A 22044-nucleotide genomic window follows, 5' to 3' on the forward strand; every position below is an offset into this window, starting at 1 on the left:
MTCAGAGCAAGTGCTGATGACGTTGTGAATGCCAGCCTCATACAGGCGATCGAGATGACGGGCCAACGCATCGTCATTCAACTGGGAAGGATGGAGCCCGGAACGGATGAGTTTCTCACAATCGACCTCCTGAGCCCAATGTTCCAAGTGAACGAGGGCTTGCCGGCCGTCAAACACATTGTAGAGGATGGCCTGAACGGCATCGCTGACTCGCGTTTGGCACTGCGGATCGACGGGCACGAGATGGTCAATCAATTGAGGCAGACCCAGTTTCTTGAATAGGGCACTTATTATATTCAAATAAGAATTGCGATAGACCGCTTCGACTTGAACATCCATGAGAGAAAAACTCCTTCACTTTCCTTGTGTGTCAAGGATTCATTCGACATCGGAACGAAAAAATCCTCCCGATTTTCGTCGAGAGGGTGCGAAATGTGAGTTAAGAAAAATCGCCACTCGACATTAGTGGTGACGGCGCAAAAGCCGCAGGGCGATTTCTCGGACACGCCGATCGAAATCAAGTTCCAAGCGTTGTCCGTGGAGACGAAGGAAGCGAGCTTCCGCATGTTGCGGGCGGACAACCGCGACGAAATCCTGTCCGCACATGGTGTTCCGCCTTATCGAGCCGGCATCGTCGTCGAAGGTTCGCTTGGCGGTTCGACAGCGAGGGAGTCGACGGAAATTTACAAGCAATCAGTCATCGAGCCGCGGCAGGACATGCTTGAGAATGTGCTGAATCGCCTGCTGTTTGTCGGATTGGGAATTACAGATTGGCGTTTCCGTTTCAAGGATATTGACACGAAAGACACACAAGCGAAGATTGAGGAACTGCGCTTCTTGTTTGAAGTAGGCGCGTACAGTCCAAACATGATTTTGCGCGAATTGGGCAGAGACCCGATTGACGATCCGAACCTAGACCGGCATTTCATTTTCGGGCAACCGCTCGATGCTTCGCAAGAAGAAACGAACGCGATATTGAATTCGCTGAAACAGTTGCACGCCAAACTCATCGACATCGCCACGAAAGAGGGCGGCAAGCATGTGTGAAGTGTGCAAACTGTTGGAAATGGATCGCGAGCTTGTCGCGTTCCTCGTCGAACACGGAGCGCTTCCTACTTTCAAAGAGCAAGACGAGCGGATCGCCGAAATCGAAGAAAAGCTGGCGAGACGATTGGTCAGCCTGCAAGTTGGGCTGGAAAGTATGTTCATCCAGCGGTTGCGCGAGCTTGGCTATATCCCGCTGTCGATTCTCGAACAGGAAACGTTTATCGCGGATATTCTTGATCCGATTTTCGCGGACATGGAGGAAGAGATCGCCGAAGCCGCTGTCGAAAGTGCGGTCGTGGCAAGGCAGTTGACGTTTGAAGAAATTCTCGAACAGGGCTTGGAATTGGTGTTTACAGAATTCAGTGAACGCGTTCTCGAAGAATTGCGAGAGCGCGTTTATGTGTTTTCGGAGGATACATTCCGGCGAATTAAAGGCGATTTCCGCGCTACGCTGGTTCGCGGCTATGAAGAAGGAAAAGGGATTGACGACATCGCTGTGGATTTGCGCGCCGATTTTAAAGACTTGCGCGATCATCGACTGCAAACGATCGCGAGAACCGAAGTGCAGGGAGCGCAAAACATCGGCATTTTCCAAACCATGCAAGAGTACAACGTCCGGTATAAGCAGTGGCTGACGGTCAGGGACAGCCGTGTGAGGGGAAGAAACCCGAAAGACCGAGCCGATCATTACTCCCTGCACGGACAGGTGGTTCGGATGGATGAACGTTTCTCCAATGGGCTGATGCACCCGTTAGACCGATCCGGACCTATCGAGGAATGGATCAACTGCCGATGCCGATGCCGTCCGTATATCCCAAAAAAAGGCGAGCAAATCGTCAGAACGCCTTACTATCCGTAAAGGGGGTGATTTCATTCTAGGCGTAGCGCGTTTCTTAAAACGATTCCGAACGGAAAGGAGTGAGAAGATGAAGCACGAACTCACTGCGCCGGTCACACACAAGAACGAGGAGAAGCGGACTGTGTTCGGCCCTGTTCTTGTACCGAACGAGCCGGACAGCGACGGCGATGTCGTATCCGCTGAAAAGATTGAAGAAGTGGCGCACAAGTTTTTAGAGCAATACGGCAACATCGATTTGCAACACACGCTGAACAATGTCGGCAAGGTAGTGGAATCGTACATCTTGCCGTTTGACTGGAAGGTTGACGACGAGTTGACTGTCCCAAAAGGAAGTTGGATGATGGGTGTTCGTGTTCAGGATGAGGATGTCTGGCGGGCGGTGAAGGAAGGGAAACTGACCGGCTTTTCGATTATGGGCGTTCCGAAAGCGGCGCTGAAATCCAAAGAAGCGGCGAAACGCACGACGCTATCCGACTTGGAACGATCCGCCGGTGATTGGGTGGTCAATGCCGTTTCCCTTGTCGACGAGCCTGCCGTGCCGAAAGCCAAATTCATCGCGATCAAAAGCAAGGACAATCGAGAAGAAGCGGTGAAAAAGGCCATTCAAGGTTCGTTTGAATACATCAGCGAACTGTTGCGCGAAAAAGTCTATCAGACATTCGATAACGGCGCGTTTGATTCGTATGTCTATTCCATTTTCGAAGATTCCGTTGTGATCCGTGTCGATGACTTGGCGAGCGGCAAAAAACGATTCTTCCAAATCGGCTACACGATCAACGAGCAGGGAGACGTCGAGTTTGTCGGCGACCTGCAAGAGGTTCGCATCGTGGAGAACATCGTCCCTGTTGAATCCCTTTCGCCGCAAAGCGTCGCTGTGGCCGCGCAGGCGGCTCTAGGAGACGAGCAAAGCGGCGGGCAAGGGGTAACCCTTTCAAGCGAAGAAAAAAGCCCACAGCGAGCGAATAAAAGCTTTTTCGATAGATTCAAAGAAAAGCTGGGGCTGAAACCATCCGAAAAGGCAGGGCGAAAAATTTCTGATGCGAACTACGAGAAGCTGAAAGCCGCGAAGGAAGTCATTGACGAACTGTTGCGGATTGCCGAAGAAGAACGAGCAAACAAATCGAAAGAAGGTGATGACGAAGTGAAAGTCGAGGACGTTCAAAAAATGATCGATGATTCGTTGAAACCCGTAAATGACAAGCTGTCGGAAATCATGAGCACGTTGAAAGGAGCGGCGCCGGAGAACGAGCCGCAAGAACCGCAGACTGAAGACGATGACCTCGAAGGCGAAGCCGCTGCCAAAAGCGAAGACGACAGCTACAAAGAGAAATACGAACAAGTCATGAAACAGCTTGACGAGCTCAAGCGGAAAATTCCGTTTTCGAAGCGGCTGACGGGGCAAGACGGTGCGGCGGAAAAGTCAAAGCCGCAAGACGAATACGACCGTGATCCGTTTGGGTTCAAGCGCAAATAAATGTCGGACAAAAAATAGAAAGGGAGTGTTGATGATATGATGACGAACGACATGCTTCTTGGAAAATTGGAAAACGTCTTAAAAGCTATTACGACGACCGACCTTGGCGCATCGCGTTTAGCTCCAGCGAAGCAACAGCTTTTCGTACGGACGGTCTCCCAAGCTACGCGCATTTTGGATGAGGCGCGCCGGATTGACATGACGAGCCACACGCACGATATTGACCGTATTGCATTCGGTTCGCGCATCTTGCAGGCGGCAACGGAGGGAGAAGCGCCGACCGGCGAAGCGAAGCCGGAATTCAGCACGAATAAATTGGAGTCGGTCGAAGTGATCGGCGTTTCGGGCATCACGGATTCGACCCTTGAGGATAACATCGAACGCGAAGGATTCGAGGATACGCTGATTCAATTGATCGCAGAACGTGTCGGCGTTGACCTTGAAGAACTGTTCCTAAACGGCGACAAAGCGAGCAGTGATCCGTTCTTGGCGAAAACAGACGGGTGGCTCAAGAAAGCGGCCAACCTTGTTCAAGGCACGACGGATTTTGATCCGACGAATGTCGAAGCGATGTTTGACGCCATGATCCACGCCGTGCCGAAGAAATACCTGCGCGACCGCTCCCAATGGCGTTTCTATGTGCATTGGGACATTGAAGACGCCTATCGTGACATTCTTCGCGCGCGTGGTACAGGGCTTGGTGATACGGCGCAAACGACCGCTACGCAATTGGCCTACAAAGGCATTCCGGTGGTCGATTCGGCGAACATGCCTGCCGGAACGGCACTCCTTGTCAATCCGGCAAACCTTGTTTACGGCATTTACCGCGACATCCGCATCGAACCGGATCGTCAACCGAAGGCACGGCGTACGGACTTTGTCACGACGTTGCGTGTTGACTGTAACTTTGAGGATGAGAACGCCGCTGTTGTCGCGCAAGGCTATACGGGCTGATGAGGTGAGAATGGATGAAAACACTGCGAGTGGTGAACAAAGGTCGGAAAACTCGATACCGTCTTGGTGTCGAGTTCCCGCCTAACAAAGTGATTGAAATCACAGTCGGAAATCGCGAATACCTGACCGTGAAAGCGGTTCGGGATTTTGAGGTTGAAATCGTGAGTGAAGGAGGCAAAAGCGAAACGAAACATCGTCACGAAAGTGCCGAACCCACCGAACCTTCCTTGGACGTTCAAAGCATGACGATTGACGAGGTGCTAGAGGCGGTCAAAGAAGGCAAAATTTCCGTTGACGAAGCGTTGTCCCAAGAGAAAGCAGGCAAAAAACGTTCGACATTGATCGACAAGCTCGAGGCGTTGAAAGAAGAGTGATGACATATGCCTTTATTCGAAAAGCCAGCGACGGAAGTGGTGACTCCGCGCGACGTCCGAGATTTGACGGGCGTTTCTGCGGAGTATTTCCGCTTTCCGAATGCGGCCGATCCCGAAGCGGCGCTGGATGACTTGCTGTCGACGTGGATTGAGCGGATCGCGTCGCATATCCACGCGAGATTGAAACGAACCGTTCTTGAAACGGACGACGACTATTTGGCGATCCAAGACATTTTGGTACGGACTGTCGCAAAAGTCGTAGCGGTCGCCCAACAACAACGATCCAGTCCGATTATTCAAATTGACGATTTTGCCGTATCCATTTTGAACACATCGGACGTCACCAAGGATTTAGGGACAGAATTGCGGCCGTTTATGAAGCGAAGCATTGACGTTTTCCTTTCATCCGATGACTTTGTAGAGGCGTGATGAACATGTTTGATACTGAAATCAATATGGACGATTTACGGCGCTTGATTCCACGCATGAGAGCGGCGCTAAACCGCGCGACAGAGTTGACCGCACTCGAAGTGTGGGGCAATCTCATGGAATTTTCGCCTCAAGACCATGGACGCTTGGCTGGATCATGGAAGTTGCAAAAGCGAAACGCGCGGTTCTATACAGTCGGCACGAACGTGGAATATGCGCTCGTACAAAACTATGGTTCTGGACCATACGAAATCTATCCGCGTAGGGCGAAAGCGTTGCGGTTTGAAGTGAACGGGGAAGTCATCTTTGCAAAGAAAGTGAAGCATCCTGGCATCAAGCCGAAGCACTACATTGAACGTTCCATCGCCGCCGCTGAACGGCGCATTGATGATTTCATTGAAGAAGCATTAAGGGAAGTGAAACTAATATGATTCGACAAAAGCCGCTCAAAGACATTCATAAAGAGATTCGAGCGAAGATTCGTGAAGTGCTAGAGCAAGCGCCGGAGCTTGGGGAAATCAAGCGGATTGTCTACGGGGAGAAGGTGAGAGTCGGGACGTTGCAAACACCTGCGATTTGGATTGTGCCGGAGTCGTATGCCCCGAACTTGCTTGGCGGCCACACAGCCGACCATGACATACGGTTCAACTTCGTGGTGTTTGTCAAAGACCCCGACCCTGAACAAGGGCTAGAGAAGGCGCATGATTTGGCGTTGACGGTCTATGACGTGTTAGTGCAGGATCGAACGTTGGGCGGGGTTGTATCCGACGTTCGCCCGACGCAAGTCGATCCGGCCTATGAGATGGGCAACAATACGCAGGTCTGTTGGTCTGCAGTGCAATTTGATTTTCGAGTGAAACGGAGGGAGTAGTATGGCAAAAGTGCCAAAACACATCGGGAAAGGCGAAGGCGGCGCTGGCGTTGCTCAATTGCCAGCGATTTTTTATGACTTGATTGACGATTTGAACGAACTGCGAAATAAGCAAATTGCCTTGTTGCAGAAACTTGACGCGGACGCCGGAACAGCGGATACGGACTATGCCGCCACCCTAACGCCTGCTCCGCTCAAGACCGTTAAAGAGTGAGGTGATGATGCATGGCGATTACGCGGTACTTGATGATCGGCGAGGAAACGGAATTTGGGGTGGAAGCGGCGCAATACACAGAAACGCTCGATCCCGAAAGTGTTTCCATCGAACCTGCCGAAGACGACAAACTGATTTACGAAGGCATTTCCGGCTTGGATCGCGTAGCTCAATTGGGCGTGTACTCGACCGGAGGTGCGATCACACTGCCGCTTGACGACAAAGCGACGGGGTGGTTTTGGAAGTGGGCGTTGGGCGGCTATGAAGTGACAGGCGATGCCACGACCGGCTATACGCACACGTTCTATCCTGCCCGCAGTGCGCTGATGCCTTCATTTTCGGCGAAAGTCGGGAAGGACATTATGGAGCATGTGTTCCTTGGCAACGTGATTGAGTCGCTAGAATTGGAGATTGAAAACGAGTGGGCGTTATTGACAGTCAACACGTTAGGCGCGTCAGACAAACGGGCGCCGCTGGCCACCAACATTCAATTCACGGAAGGCAACATCTTCACTGCCCCGATGGCGGCGCTTGAAAAGAACGGTACAGATATGAGCGCGTCGGTCAACAGCTTAACGCTGACAGTGGAAACCGGTGCGGACATTGAGAGCGCACAAGGATTCGGGTCGCGTTTTCCAAAGAAAGCGTTCATGGGTTCGATGGTCGTCACGTTAGAAGTTGCCCTTGGATTCGACAGAGATCAAGAGCTGATCGTCTTTTGGGGTGGCGCGGACGGTCCAAGCACTGACACGTTGCAAGAATTCAGCTACACGTTGCATCTAGGAAGCAATTTGGACATCATTTTCCCGCGGTTGATTTATACGGCATCGAGCCAACCTGTCGAGGGACGGGAAGGCATTGTACAGACGGTGACGGCGCGGGCGTTGTTTGATCCGGCAACGTCGACGGGTCCTATTCAAGTCTCACTAACGAACGACAAGGCGTCGTATACAATCGCATGAAAGCCCTTGACAGCCTCATACAGCCACGATACATGATGGGCTATAAAACCATTAGACTTGCAAAAGAAACGTCTACATGAAGCCGCTAGACGGAAAATCGAAGGCATGGAGGGATAACGATGGCGAAAAAATTGACAGCAGGCGTTTTGAACGGGACAGCCCACCAAGAAACGATGACGGTGACGTGGAACGGCGAAGAATTTGAAGTGGACATTCGCCCGCTGAACAATAAAGAAGCGCTGGAAATCGAGGAACTCATGCAAGAAGGCGTGTCAGTAAAAGGAACGCCTACACTAAAAGGTAAAATGACGCAGACGCTCCAATTTGACACGAAAGCGAACTTGCGCGGTCGGAAACGGGCGGCGATCAAAGCCGTTGCCTATGGAACGGTTGACCCCATGATTACAGAACAGGTTGTAGAAAACGAATTTCCACCGAAATTGGTCGATGAGATCGCCGCTCGTATTTACGAATTGACAGGCATCGGAAACAAGCAACAAATTCAAGAAGCGGTGGAGAATGACGAAGATTCCTTTCCTCAATCGTGAGGGAAGGAATTTTTATTTTCTCGTGAAAGAGTGCGGCATTTCGCCACTCGACATTCCTTTTATGACGCCGTTGCAACAAGAAGTGCTTATCGCCCAACATAACAAGATTCAAAAAGAGCGTCAAAAAGAAGCGGAGAAACTGAGAAGAAGACTCCCTTCACGGGCGCGTTTGGTACGAAAGGGGAGATGATGCATGGCGGATCAAGTCGTTCAAATTGCCATTTCCGGCGTAGACGAGGTGTCCGGCATTTTGAACCGCGTCACACGAAACGCGGAAAAGGCGTTCCAATCCGTTGAAAGTGCCATTGAGTCGATGCCAGATTTGGATATTCAAGCGGACCTGTCTTCAATCGTTCGACTGGAAGGAGCCATTCGAGAACTCACTCAAACCATCCGTTCCATGCCCTCCCCGAAAGTGGATACGTCGCAAGCAAGGGGCGAACTCAAGAAACTGCAAGACGAAGCGGAGAATACGGAGAAATCGCTGAAAGACATTAATTTTGAGCCTGTCCTGTCCGGTATGGCGACAGGTGCAGGCATTTCAGCGGTTGTCGGGAAAGCGTTAGAGAGCGTAAACACGGAGACGAAAATTCGCGTCTCCTTCGACGTTCCTCCCGAGTCTATCCAAGCAGTCAAAGAAGCAACAAACACGGTCAAAGCGTACGGGATTGACGCCGAAAGCGCCCTAGAAGGTGTGCGCCGTCAATTCGCGCTGAACGCTGATGCGAGTGACGCCGCAAACCGGAAAATTGTCGAGGGAGCCGGAGCGATCGCGGCTGCATATTCGGGAATCGACTTTACAGAGTTGATTCAAGAGGTAAACGAAATTGGCAGCGAGCTTGAAATGTCGGATCAGCAAGCGCTTGGGCTTGTCAATTCGCTGTTGCGCATTGGCTTTCCGCCTGAACAGCTTGACATCATTTCCGAGTACGGCCAACAATTGAACCGCGCTGGATTTGAGGCGAATGAGATTCAAGCAATTTTCGCCGCTGGGGTCGAGACGGGAACATGGAACATCGACAATCTGCTTGACGGGCTGAAAGAAGGCCGCATCCGTCTTGCAGAATTCGGGCAGGGCGTGAATGAAACGACGGTCGAACTCTTGAAAGGAACGGGCATTTCTGCGGAGCAGTTGCAGGCATGGGGGCAGGCTGTTGCGGCAGGCGGCGACAAAGGAAGACAGGCCATGCAACAGGTAGCCAAAGCGTTGATGAGCGTTGACGATGAAACGAAGCGGAACGCACTAGGGGTTGCTATTTTCGGTAAACGAAAGTTGTGCCGAAATAAAACCGGGCAAAATCGGTGGAAGCTAAGTGAATCGGCGTGATATGGCATGTTAAAATAATTTATAAAGGGGCTAGGGGACGCACCGAAAAGCAGATTCCCGACTGCCTGCCCTTTCATGAGTTGTTCGAAACTACGGGAGGTTGTAAAAATGAATAAGGTTTGTTGTGATTGTGGTGAAGAAAAACCACTAGATGATTTTGTGAAAGACAAACGCTATCCTGATGGGTGTAGAAAAAGATGTAAACGGTGCGAAAATTTAAGACGGAGAAAGACTCCTTTGTTACCAACACCAAAAGACGGTTATAAATATTGTTCTAAATGTTTAAAAGAAAAGCTGTTAGATGAATTTAATTTTAGAACTGTCAAAGGAGAAAAGAAGCCATTCAGTTACTGCAAAGATTGCGAAAGAGAATATAATCGAAACAAATATTCTCATACATGTCAAAGATGTGGAAAAAGTTATCATTCGGGCAAAAGGAAATCTACTTATTGCAAAAAATGTTACTCGGAACTTTTAAGGGATTTAGAAACCAATCCATCGAAAGTGATATATATGGATTGGAGCGGAGAGAACAATCCTATGTATGGAGTTAGACGTTTTGGAAAATCCAATCCTAATTACAACCCGAACAAAACAGATGAGGAAAGAGAAAAAGAGCGGCTTATTGAAGGTTACGGTTTATGGAGAACACAAGTCTACGAAAGAGATAATTATACATGTCAATGTTGTGGAGATAATAAAGGCGGGAACTTAATTGCCCATCACTTGGATAGCTGGGATTGGTGCAAAGAGAAACGACTTGATGTGGATAACGGCATAACCTTATGCATAACATGTCATAAAAATTTCCATGATATATACGGATACGGAAAGAACACTAAACAACAATTTTATGAATTTCTGTCGATTGTAAATAAGCGCTCTGTTTGAGCGCCTTTTATTATGCCGATTCATATGCCAACACCGAGGTAACGGGGAACACCACCCCGCACCGTAGAGCGTAGGCGGTGAGCGTTAGATGGGAGCAATAATCCGCCCAAGAGTGTCCGGCAACCAACGAACGTTGGTTGAAAATGTACGCCGAACCGGGCTGGAATTGACCAGCCGTATCCCGAAAGGGTATGAGGGAAACCTCCGGAAGCAGAGGATAAAAAGCCTTTGCGATAACAAATTGACAATGTGGGAAGACCAAGGAACGAACATCGCGGAAACGCTACTGAACATGAACAAGCACTTGGGTGATGCGAGCAAGAATCAAGACTTGTTCAATCAAACAGTGCAACAAATGAATGCCGACCCGATGGTGCAAATGCAAAATGCGTTCAACGATTTAAACACGGCTCTAGCTCCGGTGTATCGAGGGATTGCTGATGTGGTCAGCAAAGTGGCGGAGTGGATTTCTGAAAACCCGAAATTGGCGGCAACCATCGCGGCGATTGTTACCGTGATTGGCATTATCACCGGATTGTTTTTGACGCTCGCCCCGATTGTGTCTACCATCGCTACGGCGATGGGCGTGCTTGGCGTCAGTTTTGGGGCGATTGCCACGCCGGTGTTGATTGTAATAGGCGTGATAGGAGCACTTATCGCGATCATTATTTTGCTATGGAAGAATTGGGATTCCGTCAGCAAGTTTCTGTCGAACTCGTGGAACGCAATCAAAAGCGTGGCGCAAACCGTGTTCAGCGCACTTGGAGCGTTCTTTGTGAGTGTATGGGAAGGCATCAAGAGCGTGTCCATCACGGTTTGGAACGCCATCAAATCAGCCTTGTCAACGGCGTGGAACACTATTAAAGCCGTCGCTTCTACCGTTTTTGATGCAATTAAAACAGCTATCTCGAACATTTGGAACACGATTAAAAGCGTGACCTCGGCTGTCTGGAACGCCATTAAGGCGGTTTTGTTAGCAGTGTGGAACGGGATCAAAACGGCTGTTTCTACGGTCTTTAATGTTATCCAAACAGTGATTTCAACTGCATGGAATGGAATTAAAGTCATAACCTCGACGGTTTGGAACATTATTAAGACTCTCGTTTTGACCTTTTTAAACAATTTAAAAACTGGGATTTCTAACGTCTTTAATTTTATTAAAACAATCGTGACGACTGTGTGGAATTTTATTAAGTCGTTGACGGCTAGTGTTTGGCAAATCATTTACGGTGTGATTACGGGCAACATCAACGCTATTCGTTCTGGTATTTCTGGTGTATTTAATACCATCCGCAGTATTATTTCAAGCGTATGGAACGGAGTGAAAAGCGCGACATCGAGCGCATGGAACAGCGTGGTGAGCTCGGTTCGTGGAGCGGTAAACAAAGTCATTGGCTTTATTAACCGCATGATTAACTCGATCAACAGCGTGCGAATCCCGATCCCGAAGATTCCTGATTGGGTTCCGGTGATTGGTGGGCGCGGAGGCGGCTCGATTGGGTTCAATATTCCTAATATCCCGCGATTAGCAACAGGTGGTGTTGTTGACGAGCCAACGTTAGCTATTGTCGGTGACGCGGGGGCAGGAAACCCCGAAATTGTCGCGCCGCAACGAATGCTACGGAACATCATTCGGGAAGAACTGCAAAACAGCGGAACACAAGGCGCGGAGAGAATTGAAATCGTCGTTCCTGTCATGATGGATGGCCGAGAAATCATGCGAGTGGTCACTCCGTATATCGACCGTGAACTTGGGCAGCGGCGCATCGGGAAAATGAGAGCAAACGGCGTAGGGGGTAGCATCTTGTGATTACGTATGACGGGTTTGATCTTTCACCGTATCTACTCGTTCGAGACATTGGCCGCCCTTTAATGCCGCCGCAAGAAATCACGTCCATGTCTATCGCCGGAAGGCATGGCGCGTATTTCTTGGAGAAGCGGCATCAGTCGGTTGTCATTCCTGTCGAGGTGGTCATCTTTGAGCATCTCGACATGTCATATTTTGAACTGAAACGCTTCTTGGCTGGAAAGCTGAACAAGAGCGAGCCAAAGCCGCTCATCTTTGAAGACGAGCCGGACAAGTACATTAACGCCATCATTCAGGATCAAACAGAAATTGACGATTTGATCCGCGCCGGACAAGGAACGTTGAACTTCTTTTGTCCCGATCCGTTCTACTACGCGATTGAGGACGAAGTGTTCGAGTTCAGCGGAACGGGCGTGTACGTCGTGAATCGCCAAAAAGGAAACGAGTATTCAGAACCGCTGATTGAAATACAAGGGACGAATAGCGGCGGCGCAATTGGCGTCCGTACGCCTTTCACGTCCGTCCGTTTTTCGGGAACGTTGCAACAGGGCGAAACGCTTGTACTGGATAGCCAGCTTGTCACAGCCTACATTGTCGACGGATACGGAAACAAGCGGTCAGCGAATCAGCATTTAGACTCGATGGATTTTCCGTTTTTGGACATAGAGGAAAACGAGGTTGAGTTTTTCACAGAAGGAAACGCGACCATTCTGAAAGCGACCGTCTACGCTCGAAGCCGATGGATTTAGAAAAGAGGTGAAACCATGGCGCAAACTCCATATCGAGACCTAACAAGCCAAGATATTTTGGCCGCTCACATTTCAGGCTTGCAACACGACATCAACAAAATGCAGGCGGTTTTGGAAATGCAGACAGCCCAAGAGACGGGGCACGTATTGACACCCGTGGCGGATCAAGATGACCCGACCATTCGCTATCGAATTTACGAGGGAACGATACGAAATTGGCTCGACAACCCTGCGCCTGTCATCTATCGAAACGGCGTGCAAGTCGATCCAAGCGAATACGAAATCAGTCCGGCGCATGGCGTTGTCGTTTTTCACAATCAACAGAATTTAAACGATACCATCGCGGCAGACTTCACGTACATTACAAACGTTTCAGCATGGCGGCAAAGCGTCGAGGGAAGCATTGGAAGCATTCCTTCGTTGCAACAGGCTGTGGATCAACATTCGCTGCTACTAGCCAACAATCCAGCGGGAGTAGAACCGTTTTATCCTTTGTCGGGCACGTATGTCACCCATTTTCGGCGTGACTACAATCCAATTAATGCTGATGGAACGCCCAACACGAACAGCCACGTGCCCGCGTTTCGGATACTAGTCTACGGCAACACGATTGACGCTTTCCCGTTTCCGTTGCCGAACAAAACCCGATTCAACAAGGCGGCAATGAAACTGAATTCAGCCAGCACGAACGTATCATTGCGGATTGGCATTTATCGCGACAACGGCTTGCGACCGAGCGAATTGCTGTTCCAAAGCCCTGTCATTACCATTCCAGCGGCCGGGGGATGGGGGATGGTCGACATTGATTTGGAATTAGAAGCAGGCTTCTATTGGATTGCAAGACATGACGGAGCGACAGCGTACTACGACGGACTGAACCAAGTCAGCGCCATTCCGATTGTGAAATTCGATGCTCAAACATTCTTGCAAGATTTATCCCCGCGCCCGAACCCTCATACGGTTTACGGCGGCTATCGGGCGACGAACATTCCTTTTGGTGATATGCCAGCGACGTTTCCGACAAGTGGAGCGTTGTTTCAACGAAGTTCCTATTGCTCGCCTTGGCTAGTCGTGGCGTGAGGTGACGCCTATGCTGAAATACAACCATTTAGGAGTCGGACGCTATAACATACTCAGGAAAATTCGATACAACATCCAACCGCCGCAACGACAGCAACCCCTGTACAATCGACTGTCCAACGCCTTATTGGTCGTGTATGACCAAGAAGGGAATCGACTTGGCGTATTGGAAAACGCGGATGACCCGATTTTGGAACAAGAGATTGGCAGTGTGGATACGCTGACGTTTCCCCTTCCATACAACGATCCAAAACGAGAATACATTCAAAATGAAAACATCGTCGAAGTGGTCAATCAGCGTTATTTCATTCGGGATGTCTCGAAAGTGAGAGCGGGAGGACGGCTCGAACTTGTTGTGTATTGCGAAGCGACGTGGTACGACTTGCAATATACCGAGCCGATGAAAGTATGGAGTTGGCAGGACGCGACGCCGGAACAAATCATGGCGGATATTTTGGACGGGACGGGGTGGTCGGTCGGGCGTGTGGAAGTGACAGAACGCCGAAACCTTCAGTTGGAAGAAGGATTGACGAATCGGCTGAAAGCCTTGAGAGAGCTTCCTAACGTCTTTACGGGCGAGCTGTGGTTCAATACAAGCAATAACACGGTCGACTTCTTGCGGCCGGAAGGAAGAGATTCAGGCGCGGCGATTGTTTATCGAAAGAACATGAAAGAAATCGAAGTGAATTACAGTACGAAAGACCTTGTCACGAAGCTGTACCTGTACGGAAAGAACAACATGACGATTGAAGACGCTCATCCAGAAGGATTGCCTTATATCGAAAACTATCAATATACGACCAAGAAGAAAGTGATGGTCGTGAAAGATGAGCGTTTCACCAACCCGTTTCATCTTTACGAGCGCGGCGTATATGCTTTGAGTATCCTCTCGCGCCCGACCGCTTCATACGTGATGAAAGTCGCCGACTTGTCAAGAATGTCGGGTTTGAGCCATGAACAATTTTCACTTGGCGATAATGTATTTGTATATGACAAAGAGTTAGGGATTAACGAAAAGAAGCGGATCGTCCGTTGGAAGTACAACATCAAGAAGCCGTGGGAGTCGGAAATTGAACTTGAGCGGCCGCAACCGACACTGTCCGATTTGTTATCGGGTGTTCAAGACGCGGCGCCTGCTCTTGAATCCGAGGACACGGTAGACCGACAAGATTTGCTGAATTTGAGTGTTTTTAATTACCTTATGAATTCCCGTGCCGATGACGGATTCAACTATTGGACGAATAGTGGATGGGAGATTGATCCGGTCAACGGATACAGCGGCAACGCTTCGTTCAAGGCGACGGCCGAAGAAGGGAAAACCAAGACGCTTAAGCAAATCGTCTACCCGTCCCATCGCGATTCGTACTCCATCAGCATGCGCGTAGCGGCGGAAAACTTGCAAGTCGGGAGTGGACGCGTTGGTGTTTACATTCGCATCAAGTACGTGGACGGAACAGAAGACGAGCCAATTTGGCTATCACTGGCCGGAGGTGGGGCGACATGATGTTTCAACTTGTCAATCAAGTTATCGAAGTAAAAAACCCTGATCGGGGCGTTTCCGCGATTGAAATTGAGTTTGTCATGGAGAATTGTCAATCGGGGCAGGTGAACGTCACCGACATCATGCTACAAAGCGGTTCGATCGCGACCTTATGGAAAGGGCATCCGTCAGAAACACGTTGGTCATTAGACGGGTGATCGTATGAATAAAAACGATTGGACGCGATTTCTTGCCACGCTGACGAAATTCAATCGCAAAAAAGTGGATCATATCGAATTTGAGCTAGTCGCTGAAAACCTGCGGCGCGGGGCAATCCGCATCACTGATTTGCAATTGCAAGAAGGCGAGCAGGTGACCGTTGCGATCCCGAACACGGCGGAATGGTTTCAACCGGTATACGGAACGCTAGACGAAACATCGACAGCCGTTGGTGGAGATGTCTATTTAGGGGATCAGCCAAGAGTGTTCGAGAATGTGAAAAATCGCTTCTACAACATTGTCGGGCGAGGACACGAAGCGATTGTCATTCCGAACGTCTATGAGACGGATTTCTCGAATGTGCTGACGACAACCGTTGTAGATATTACGCTGTATGCGAAAAACGACTTCGATTTATTGCGGATTTCCACCAATTACGGCGGGTATGTCGATGAGTACGAAAGAGTATATCCCGACGAGCCGGAACATCCGTTAAACAAGCGATACAGCCGAGAATTTTTCTTCGAAGGCGGCGCGGCCGGAAGCGAGATTCGGCTATGGGGATCAAAGAACGAGGCAACCATCAACGGCGTTCCGGCCAATCGAGCGAGCCGGACGCTGAATGTCGGCGGGGGAATGCTGAAGATTAAACGGCAACTGTTCATGGGATTGCCCTATGGCTCAAATCGCATCCGCATCGAATTTTACAAACTTGTCAACGGAAAAATGCGAGATACAGGCATTGGTTTTTGGGGAATTGTCGAACTCATTCAATGGCAGGAAGGGAAGTCCAAGCCATGATGAAACTACTTTCTTGGTCGCTGAATGAGCCGTCAAATACTGAATTTGAGCAGTATGCGAGAGAAGTCTCGACAGGCGTGTGGGAGATTATTGATCCCAACGCATGGAAACGATGGGGCGGCGATCAAAGGAACTTTTGGTATGCGTTTATAGAACATCACGACAAAATCTACGCTTTTGGCCTTCACGATTTCGGCGTGTTGGCCGACGGCTCCATTTATCATTACAAGGCCGGCGAATCGTATCCTGTCTTGACCGATGACGAGAGCGGCATTCGCTATTGGATGAGAGATTCGTTGCGATTTTTGGTGGATCACTACCCGAATGTGAAATGGTCGCTTCAAATGGTTTGTTTCGGCGAGAGCCGAGTTGAACCGATGCTTGACAACGTAAATAACGCACAAGATACGTTCATTCGCCAATTGCGCAAAATCGCCGAACTCTACATGAATCGTTTCCCGAACCGCATCAAAGGGATTGAAATGGACTTTGAAAAAAGCTCATCAAGAAGCAGAGCATATCAAGAGGCGGAGAAATACCGCGATTTGCTTGTGAGAGTGAAAAATGAGGTTTGCATTCCGTTAGGGATGGAGTTGCGCGTCAACCTTCATGCCATGACGGGCGATTTTGAACCGTATTGGTATCAATGGACGGACTATCGAACCGTCGCCAGTGGAAGGGATTTGAACGGAAATCAAGCCATCGACGAGTTTCAAATCATGTCATACGACTTTTCACACAACAATTCGGCGCCCGGCCCATCTACGCCGTTGTGGTGGCTGGAACAGGTGTTGGATCATGTACGAAACGTATTGCCGCCGGAAAAGGTGTATGTCGGCACGGCCGCTTATGGACGCCGATGGCCGCTAAATGAGAAACGTTCCGGGAATGCGGTTCGATATTGGCAACTCTTGCAGTGGCAAAATGGGCTGTTTAAGCACAACGCCGGTCGCACGAACGAGAATGGTGAGTTTATTTGGTACAATCAATCGTTCATTCCATATGCCGGTTTTCACGATGAAGAATCATCCTACGAAAAGACCTATTTGCATGTGTACGACCGATTTGCGGTGCAGTTCGCAACGTTAAAGACGTTTAACGATCAGACCGTGATTTTCCGCGACACTTACAACGGACAGGACTACATCACAAGCTACTCGAAGCATCAACGCGCGAAGTTTACGGGCATCAAGAAAATATTGAACGATATAACAAGCCGGACGGGGAACACGCGAACAGGAACGACCTGGACGCCGCGTGATACACTGTCCGGCTACACATTTTACGGCTATTCGGCGCATTCGGCGGTCTATAACTATAACAAAGATTTGAACACCTGCGAACCAGCAGATGGAGACGAAGGACAGGACGGTCGCTTGCACTACTCATTCACCCTGTCCAAAGCAGGAAGCTATCGACTGATCGCCGCTGTCTATTTCCCATATTTAAACCCGCGAATCCCGATCAGCGTAAACGGGCAGAGCTTTGTCATCGGGGAAAAAGGGAATCAGCCGGAATGGTATCCGTTCTACGTCAATCCCGACAGGCATTTTTACGATTGCGGCGTATTTTCGTTTAGCACCTCAAATACGATTGAGGTTGGCATATGCGAAGACGATGCACAAATTTTAGGGTTTATCGTCTGCGAAGCGTTTGAGCATGGCATGTCGGGAGGGGAAGTCGAGTATCGCGTCAATTTGCAGCCAGCGTGGAAACGAGGAGAAGTGACAAACGGGATCGTTTCAAAAGTGCAAGCCGCCTTTCCGGCGAACATGACGATCACAGGCGAATTATTGCGGCGGCCACCGCGTCCGGCCATCATTTGGGAAGACCTGTTCGGACCACACGTCCGAAGCGGCATTACGGACTTGGCGAAAACAAAATACTACCTGCATGTCGATCCGAATTACATTCCACCGGGCTCTAACCCCGACCCCGATTTACAACGATGTGTCGGCACTCCGGTGAGCAGGGGATACTCATTTGGCTCATGGCGTCCGTATGCGGCGACAAGTAGCGAGGAAGCGCATGTATTCGCCGATACAAGGACGCAATCGATGCAGTTGATTGTCAACCGTCAATACGAGATGAACGCCCACATCGAGGCGGATTTGCGCGCTGATGCGAACGATAGAAACGCTGTGTACGGCATTCGCTTTTGCGCCGATCAAGCCGGACAAATCGGGCGAGGGTACGCCTTTGTTGCCGATCATCGAGCCGGACGATTTTATCTCAAATATGAAAGTGGCGGAAACAGCCAAGTGTTAGCGTCTGCTCCGTTGACATTGACACTCGGACAACGCTACACATTCAAGGTTCGAGTGTACGGCAATCATATCAAGTGCATGGTCGGGAACACGGAAGTCATCGACTATCCAAGCACACAAACGTTTCCGGCGCCGCCAAACCGAGGCGCTCATGGCGTATATGCGAGCGGTTGTCGCGTGAAGTGCTACCGCCTGCAAATCGCCACCAACGATCGGTATGAGCCGATGGAGAAGGTGGCGGCGATTGTGGATGGAGTGGAACATATCGCACTCGAAGAAACGCGCCCATACAGCTATGACGAGCTGGGGTATCTTGTGTATTCAGGCTTTGATCCCGACGAAGGGCTGGGCATTGAGATTTCCAACGACTATGAAAATCTCCCGATTGCGACTGTACCGTCTTGGCAAGGGGAGAAAACCATCCGTATTCGCATGGCGGATGCCGGCGTATGGCTGCGAAATTTTTATGTTGGTGATTCGGAAGGCTATTCGATTGCGTGGAACGGCGACCTTGAAAGTTTCATCAAAGCCGCCGAATACACCATGCGATACGGTTGTAAAGGTGTGGCGATGTGGACGATCGGGCAAGAAGACCCGCGGATATTCACTTATATCCCATGAAAGGGGGTGAAGTCATGGGCATTTCTCCGCATGACGGGAACGGAGTGACAATCACTCTCCGTGAAATTTACGACTCGCTAAATGGAGTGTCGTCTTCATTGGATCGATTGGAACAACGAATCATTCGTTTGGAAGAAAAAACGTCCGTGGCCAGTGAAGCTGATGAGAGAAGCCGAAGCGCCTTGAAAAAGGCGGAAGAAGCATTTCAAAAGGCAAGCGAAGCGCTTGTCCTGATCCAAGAAAAAGAGGCCGAGAAAAAAGAATTCAAGAAAATGTGGTTTAGCGCGATCCTAACAGCCATCACTCCTTGGCTGTTAGGTTTTTTATTCGCGCTTATTTATCTTGTCCAGAAAGGAGGTGAGTGGTGATGAAGGATTGGAAGAAAATCATCGGGTATTTCATTCCGATTGTCGCGCTTGTGATTGCCAACATTGTCAAGGTTGATGATCCGTCGCAAATCGAAGGAGCGCTGGAAATCATCGTTTCCGGCGTTTTTGGACTGTTGGCGGCGATTGGGGTCTACAAGAACAATGACAAAAGTGACGAAAAATAATAGAAAAGGGTGATTGTAATATGCCTTGCAGTGACATCATGATGCCGCACGTTGTCTGTACAGATGCCAGCTATTATACAGAAAATGCCACTTCCATTGATGTAACCGCCTATTACCAAGGCGGAGGGATCGCAGACCCGAATGGTGATGGTTTCATTGCACCGACTTGGGATTACGTGATGGCGCTAGAAATCTATGATGGCTATTGGAAGGCTGTCGAATTGCAAACGGGATATTATAGGCATCAAACGCCGGTCAAAAAATTTTATTTGGCCGGAAAGAAAGAAGGACGATACAGAGTCCGTATGTACTATCAAGCTAGAGAAAATGAAGAATACACGGGGGTGGTAACAACATATTCTTTCATGGTGTATCGCTGATTGTTAAGGGGAAGGGGCGTCCGAATTGGGCGCTCCTTCATTTGAAAGGAATTAAAAAATTGGTTAAAATGGTAACGACTAATAAGGCAAAGGGGGAGGATTCGAGTTGGGCAAGTGGATTTTTGGATTGTTAGCTGCCATTGTTTTAGGGATCGGGTTTTTTGTAATGAGCGATAAGGATGCCCAAAGTGTCAAACCTGCCTCAAATACACAGCAGTCGAAATTGGAACAAAAAGAACAACTGACTGTCGGCGTCGATCCGCATAATCACCCTGAATACAAATCGAATTTTGAGCTCTATTTTGCTCATCTGAATTCTGCTGTTCTTGTAGACAAAGCAAATGTTGATAATGGCGGGAAAACTTTAAGCAACGAAGATTATAAGAGAATTTTAAACGACATCAGGAAGAATTTGGACAATATCAAATATGACGGAGAAAAGAAAGACGAGCTAAACAAAGTGAAAAAGCTGGTGGATCAAGCGATTCAAAATAACGCAATCAAAGGCGATGAGATTTTTTACGAGATTCACCAAACCATTCATGAGTTGGATAAGCACTTTAACACAACTTATTTTGTGGATGAAGCTCCAAACAAACAATCTGAAGCATCGTTTTTTATTGAGAAAAGCGAATTTGACGATGTATATAAATGGTTGGCAAGCACTAAACGGGATCTTCATTCTGACAAATACGACCCGTTTAGAGACAGAGAGGGATTTTTGGTTCATATGGCATATGCCAGTTATGCGTACTCCAGACATTTTTACAATATCGAAGATAATATGTTTATAAAGATGAAATTAAGTGAGCTAATTAAACTATTTGGGAAAATGAAAAACGAATCCGATTCAAGAAAATATAATGAGTATATCGAACAATTTGATGCCATTTATGATGAAATCCAAAAAGAACGACGCCTGTAAAAGGCGTTTTTTGTTTGCCTTTTATTCCAAACTATCGAGGAGGAATGGATATGGCTGACTTCGTCCAAGTCATCGACCCCGGCCACGGCGGTCATGATCCCGGTGCGACGGCGAACGGACTTCGTGAAGAGGATTTGACGCTGAAAATTGCTCTCTATACGCGCGACTACATTTATGAGCTATATGAGGGGGTAAAGGTCTACCTCACTCGTGACAAAGATGTGTTTGTCAGCTTGAGCGAACGCGCTGATTTTGCCAACCGGTTAAAAGCCGACCATTTTTGCAGCATCCACATTAACGCAGGTGGGGGCGATGGTTTTGAGTCGTTTATTTATAGCGGTTCATACGCGAACAAGTCGAAAACAAACGCGATCCGCAACGCATTACACGACGTAATTGTCGCAGAAACTAGATTCAAAGACCGAGGCAAAAAAGAGGGCAACCTCGCCGTCCTTCGCGAAACAAACATGCCGGCTGTTTTGACCGAGAACGGCTTTATCGACAATAAGGACGATGCCGATTTTCTGAAGTCGGACGACAACCTGCGGAAGATTGCACTGGCACATGCGCATGGGCTGGCCAAAGCGCATGGATGGAAACCGAAAGTGAAGCCAACGTCAGAGGCAAATCCTGCGCCGAAAGCGTCTGCCGGTGAGAAAGTATTCTACCGAGTGGTGGCCGGCAGTTTCGCGGATCGGAAAAATGCAGAGAAGAGGGTAAGGGAATTGAAAGCAAAGGGGATTGAGTCTTTTATAGACGAATATCGGGCGTGATGTTTCCGAGTAATCTCCTTTGACTCATGAATCGTGTCCAAAAGCAAGAGACGAATGCGAGCGTATCTATTCAGCCCAGTACTAGCGAGATTTTCAGAATCCAGCACCAATAGGGCATTCCCAGTATCGAAAATGCCCTAGGAGGAATGGAGAATCGTTTGAAGAGGCTCTCCGCTTAGAAGTCTTTGCAACGATTCCCACACCGGCTTTCCGTGTTTTTGCAGGGTGGAAACGACGCTGCGGATGACACAGAAAGCCTCGGCATCGTCTTCCTGACGAAACGTTCCAGAGATTTTTTGTTTGACTTTCACCATCCGTAAATCGCGTTCGGCTTGGKTATTGTCAAACGGCACTTCTTTCTTKCGCAGGAAGAGAAGCGCTTCTTGCTTGCGCTTTTMGAGGCGAAGGATGAAATTTTACGATTTGCGGACACCTAGAT

At 49.1% G+C, this 22044-nt stretch carries 27 protein-coding genes and 1 pseudogene; 26 read left to right on the top strand and 2 right to left on the bottom strand.

What is annotated here, in order from left to right:
* The coding region (locus tag B1A75_RS17475; protein ID WP_139761760.1) for a DUF4277 domain-containing protein at nucleotides 1-339 on the bottom strand (339 nt) is incomplete at its 3' end.
* A gap of 129 nt (nucleotides 340-468) precedes the next feature.
* On the opposite strand from B1A75_RS17475, the gene B1A75_RS17480 reads away from it, so the two are divergent.
* From B1A75_RS17480 to B1A75_RS17605, 26 genes are all read left to right on the top strand, one after another.
* The gene (locus tag B1A75_RS17480; protein ID WP_254866654.1) at nucleotides 469-1047 is read left to right on the top strand and encodes a phage portal protein; all 579 of its coding nucleotides are present in this window, start codon (nucleotides 469-471) and stop codon (nucleotides 1045-1047) included.
* The gene (locus B1A75_RS17485; protein ID WP_079936603.1) at nucleotides 1040-1906 is read left to right on the top strand and encodes a phage head morphogenesis protein; all 867 of its coding nucleotides are present in this window, start codon (nucleotides 1040-1042) and stop codon (nucleotides 1904-1906) included. Before B1A75_RS17480 ends, B1A75_RS17485 begins: the two co-directional genes overlap by 8 nt.
* A 67-nt stretch (nucleotides 1907-1973) precedes the next feature.
* Complete coding sequence (locus B1A75_RS17490) at nucleotides 1974-3380, top strand: XkdF-like putative serine protease domain-containing protein (protein WP_079936604.1); 1407 nt, start codon at nucleotides 1974-1976, stop codon at nucleotides 3378-3380.
* A 36-nt stretch (nucleotides 3381-3416) separates the two neighbouring features.
* On the top strand, nucleotides 3417-4334 hold the full coding sequence (locus B1A75_RS17495) for a phage major capsid protein (protein WP_079936605.1): 918 nt from the start codon (nucleotides 3417-3419) through the stop codon (nucleotides 4332-4334).
* A 14-nt stretch (nucleotides 4335-4348) separates the two neighbouring features.
* Nucleotides 4349-4708 carry a hypothetical protein gene (locus tag B1A75_RS17500; protein ID WP_079936606.1) on the top strand — a complete coding sequence of 120 codons (360 nt, stop codon included), beginning with the start codon at nucleotides 4349-4351 and terminating at the stop codon, nucleotides 4706-4708.
* A 6-nt stretch (nucleotides 4709-4714) separates the two neighbouring features.
* Nucleotides 4715-5137: a hypothetical protein gene (locus B1A75_RS17505; protein WP_079936607.1), complete on the top strand. Its 423-nt coding sequence runs from the start codon at nucleotides 4715-4717 to the stop codon at nucleotides 5135-5137.
* A gap of 5 nt (nucleotides 5138-5142) precedes the next feature.
* The gene (locus B1A75_RS17510; protein WP_079936608.1) at nucleotides 5143-5568 is read left to right on the top strand and encodes an HK97 gp10 family phage protein; all 426 of its coding nucleotides are present in this window, start codon (nucleotides 5143-5145) and stop codon (nucleotides 5566-5568) included.
* Nucleotides 5565-6008, top strand: coding sequence for a hypothetical protein (locus B1A75_RS17515; RefSeq protein WP_079936609.1), 444 nt, complete (start codon nucleotides 5565-5567; stop codon nucleotides 6006-6008). The genes B1A75_RS17510 and B1A75_RS17515 overlap by 4 nt, the downstream gene beginning before the upstream one ends.
* Nucleotide 6009: 1 nt before the next feature.
* Nucleotides 6010-6222, top strand: coding sequence for a hypothetical protein (locus B1A75_RS17520; RefSeq protein WP_033020101.1), 213 nt, complete (start codon nucleotides 6010-6012; stop codon nucleotides 6220-6222).
* Between the two features lie 11 nt (nucleotides 6223-6233).
* Entirely contained in the window at nucleotides 6234-7184 is a 951-nt protein-coding gene (locus B1A75_RS17525) for a phage tail tube protein (protein WP_079936610.1), read from the top strand.
* 119 nt (nucleotides 7185-7303) lie between these two features.
* On the top strand, nucleotides 7304-7732 hold the full coding sequence (locus B1A75_RS17530; RefSeq protein WP_079936611.1) for a hypothetical protein: 429 nt from the start codon (nucleotides 7304-7306) through the stop codon (nucleotides 7730-7732).
* On the top strand, nucleotides 7704-7922 hold the full coding sequence (locus tag B1A75_RS17535) for a hypothetical protein (RefSeq protein WP_079936612.1): 219 nt from the start codon (nucleotides 7704-7706) through the stop codon (nucleotides 7920-7922). Before B1A75_RS17530 ends, B1A75_RS17535 begins: the two co-directional genes overlap by 29 nt.
* Nucleotides 7923-7925: 3 nt before the next feature.
* Nucleotides 7926-9059 (top strand): phage tail tape measure protein, encoded by a 1134-nt coding sequence (locus tag B1A75_RS17540; RefSeq protein WP_079936613.1) that lies wholly within the window; start codon nucleotides 7926-7928, stop codon nucleotides 9057-9059.
* A 108-nt stretch (nucleotides 9060-9167) separates the two neighbouring features.
* Nucleotides 9168-9950, top strand: a complete 783-nt coding sequence (locus B1A75_RS17545; protein ID WP_079936614.1) for an HNH endonuclease — start codon at nucleotides 9168-9170, stop codon at nucleotides 9948-9950.
* 88 nt (nucleotides 9951-10038) lie between these two features.
* Nucleotides 10039-11760, top strand: coding sequence for a phage tail protein (locus B1A75_RS17550; RefSeq protein WP_254866655.1), 1722 nt, complete (start codon nucleotides 10039-10041; stop codon nucleotides 11758-11760).
* The gene (locus B1A75_RS17555; RefSeq protein ID WP_079936615.1) at nucleotides 11757-12506 is read left to right on the top strand and encodes a distal tail protein Dit; all 750 of its coding nucleotides are present in this window, start codon (nucleotides 11757-11759) and stop codon (nucleotides 12504-12506) included. Before B1A75_RS17550 ends, B1A75_RS17555 begins: the two co-directional genes overlap by 4 nt.
* Nucleotides 12507-12521: 15 nt before the next feature.
* Nucleotides 12522-13586, top strand: a complete 1065-nt coding sequence (locus tag B1A75_RS17560; RefSeq protein WP_079936616.1) for a hypothetical protein — start codon at nucleotides 12522-12524, stop codon at nucleotides 13584-13586.
* A 10-nt stretch (nucleotides 13587-13596) separates the two neighbouring features.
* Nucleotides 13597-15090, top strand: a complete 1494-nt coding sequence (locus tag B1A75_RS17565; protein ID WP_079936617.1) for a phage tail spike protein — start codon at nucleotides 13597-13599, stop codon at nucleotides 15088-15090.
* Nucleotides 15090-15284: a hypothetical protein gene (locus tag B1A75_RS17570; protein WP_254866656.1), complete on the top strand. Its 195-nt coding sequence runs from the start codon at nucleotides 15090-15092 to the stop codon at nucleotides 15282-15284. Before B1A75_RS17565 ends, B1A75_RS17570 begins: the two co-directional genes overlap by 1 nt.
* 4 nt (nucleotides 15285-15288) lie before the next feature.
* Nucleotides 15289-16086 carry a hypothetical protein gene (locus B1A75_RS17575; protein WP_079936619.1) on the top strand — a complete coding sequence of 266 codons (798 nt, stop codon included), beginning with the start codon at nucleotides 15289-15291 and terminating at the stop codon, nucleotides 16084-16086.
* Nucleotides 16083-18974 (top strand): glycosyl hydrolase family 18 protein, encoded by a 2892-nt coding sequence (locus B1A75_RS17580; protein WP_079936620.1) that lies wholly within the window; start codon nucleotides 16083-16085, stop codon nucleotides 18972-18974. The genes B1A75_RS17575 and B1A75_RS17580 overlap by 4 nt, the downstream gene beginning before the upstream one ends.
* A gap of 14 nt (nucleotides 18975-18988) precedes the next feature.
* The gene (locus B1A75_RS17585) at nucleotides 18989-19342 is read left to right on the top strand and encodes a hypothetical protein (RefSeq protein ID WP_079936621.1); all 354 of its coding nucleotides are present in this window, start codon (nucleotides 18989-18991) and stop codon (nucleotides 19340-19342) included.
* A complete protein-coding gene (locus B1A75_RS17590; protein ID WP_061567299.1) occupies nucleotides 19342-19527 on the top strand; it encodes a hypothetical protein in 186 nt (61 codons plus the stop codon). Before B1A75_RS17585 ends, B1A75_RS17590 begins: the two co-directional genes overlap by 1 nt.
* A gap of 20 nt (nucleotides 19528-19547) precedes the next feature.
* Nucleotides 19548-19907: a hypothetical protein gene (locus B1A75_RS17595; protein ID WP_079936622.1), complete on the top strand. Its 360-nt coding sequence runs from the start codon at nucleotides 19548-19550 to the stop codon at nucleotides 19905-19907.
* A 106-nt stretch (nucleotides 19908-20013) separates the two neighbouring features.
* Nucleotides 20014-20832 (top strand): hypothetical protein, encoded by an 819-nt coding sequence (locus B1A75_RS17600; RefSeq protein ID WP_079936623.1) that lies wholly within the window; start codon nucleotides 20014-20016, stop codon nucleotides 20830-20832.
* Between the two features lie 50 nt (nucleotides 20833-20882).
* Nucleotides 20883-21605: an N-acetylmuramoyl-L-alanine amidase gene (locus tag B1A75_RS17605; protein WP_079936624.1), complete on the top strand. Its 723-nt coding sequence runs from the start codon at nucleotides 20883-20885 to the stop codon at nucleotides 21603-21605.
* Nucleotides 21606-21742: 137 nt separating this feature from the next.
* On the opposite strand, the pseudogene B1A75_RS17610 reads toward B1A75_RS17605, so the two are convergent.
* A pseudogene (locus B1A75_RS17610) lies at nucleotides 21743-22044 on the bottom strand (IS66 family transposase); the annotation flags it as partial.

Origin of the sequence: Geobacillus sp. LEMMY01 (assembly GCF_002042905.1) — a bacterium.
GTDB classification, from domain to species: domain Bacteria; phylum Bacillota; class Bacilli; order Bacillales; family Anoxybacillaceae; genus Geobacillus; species Geobacillus proteiniphilus.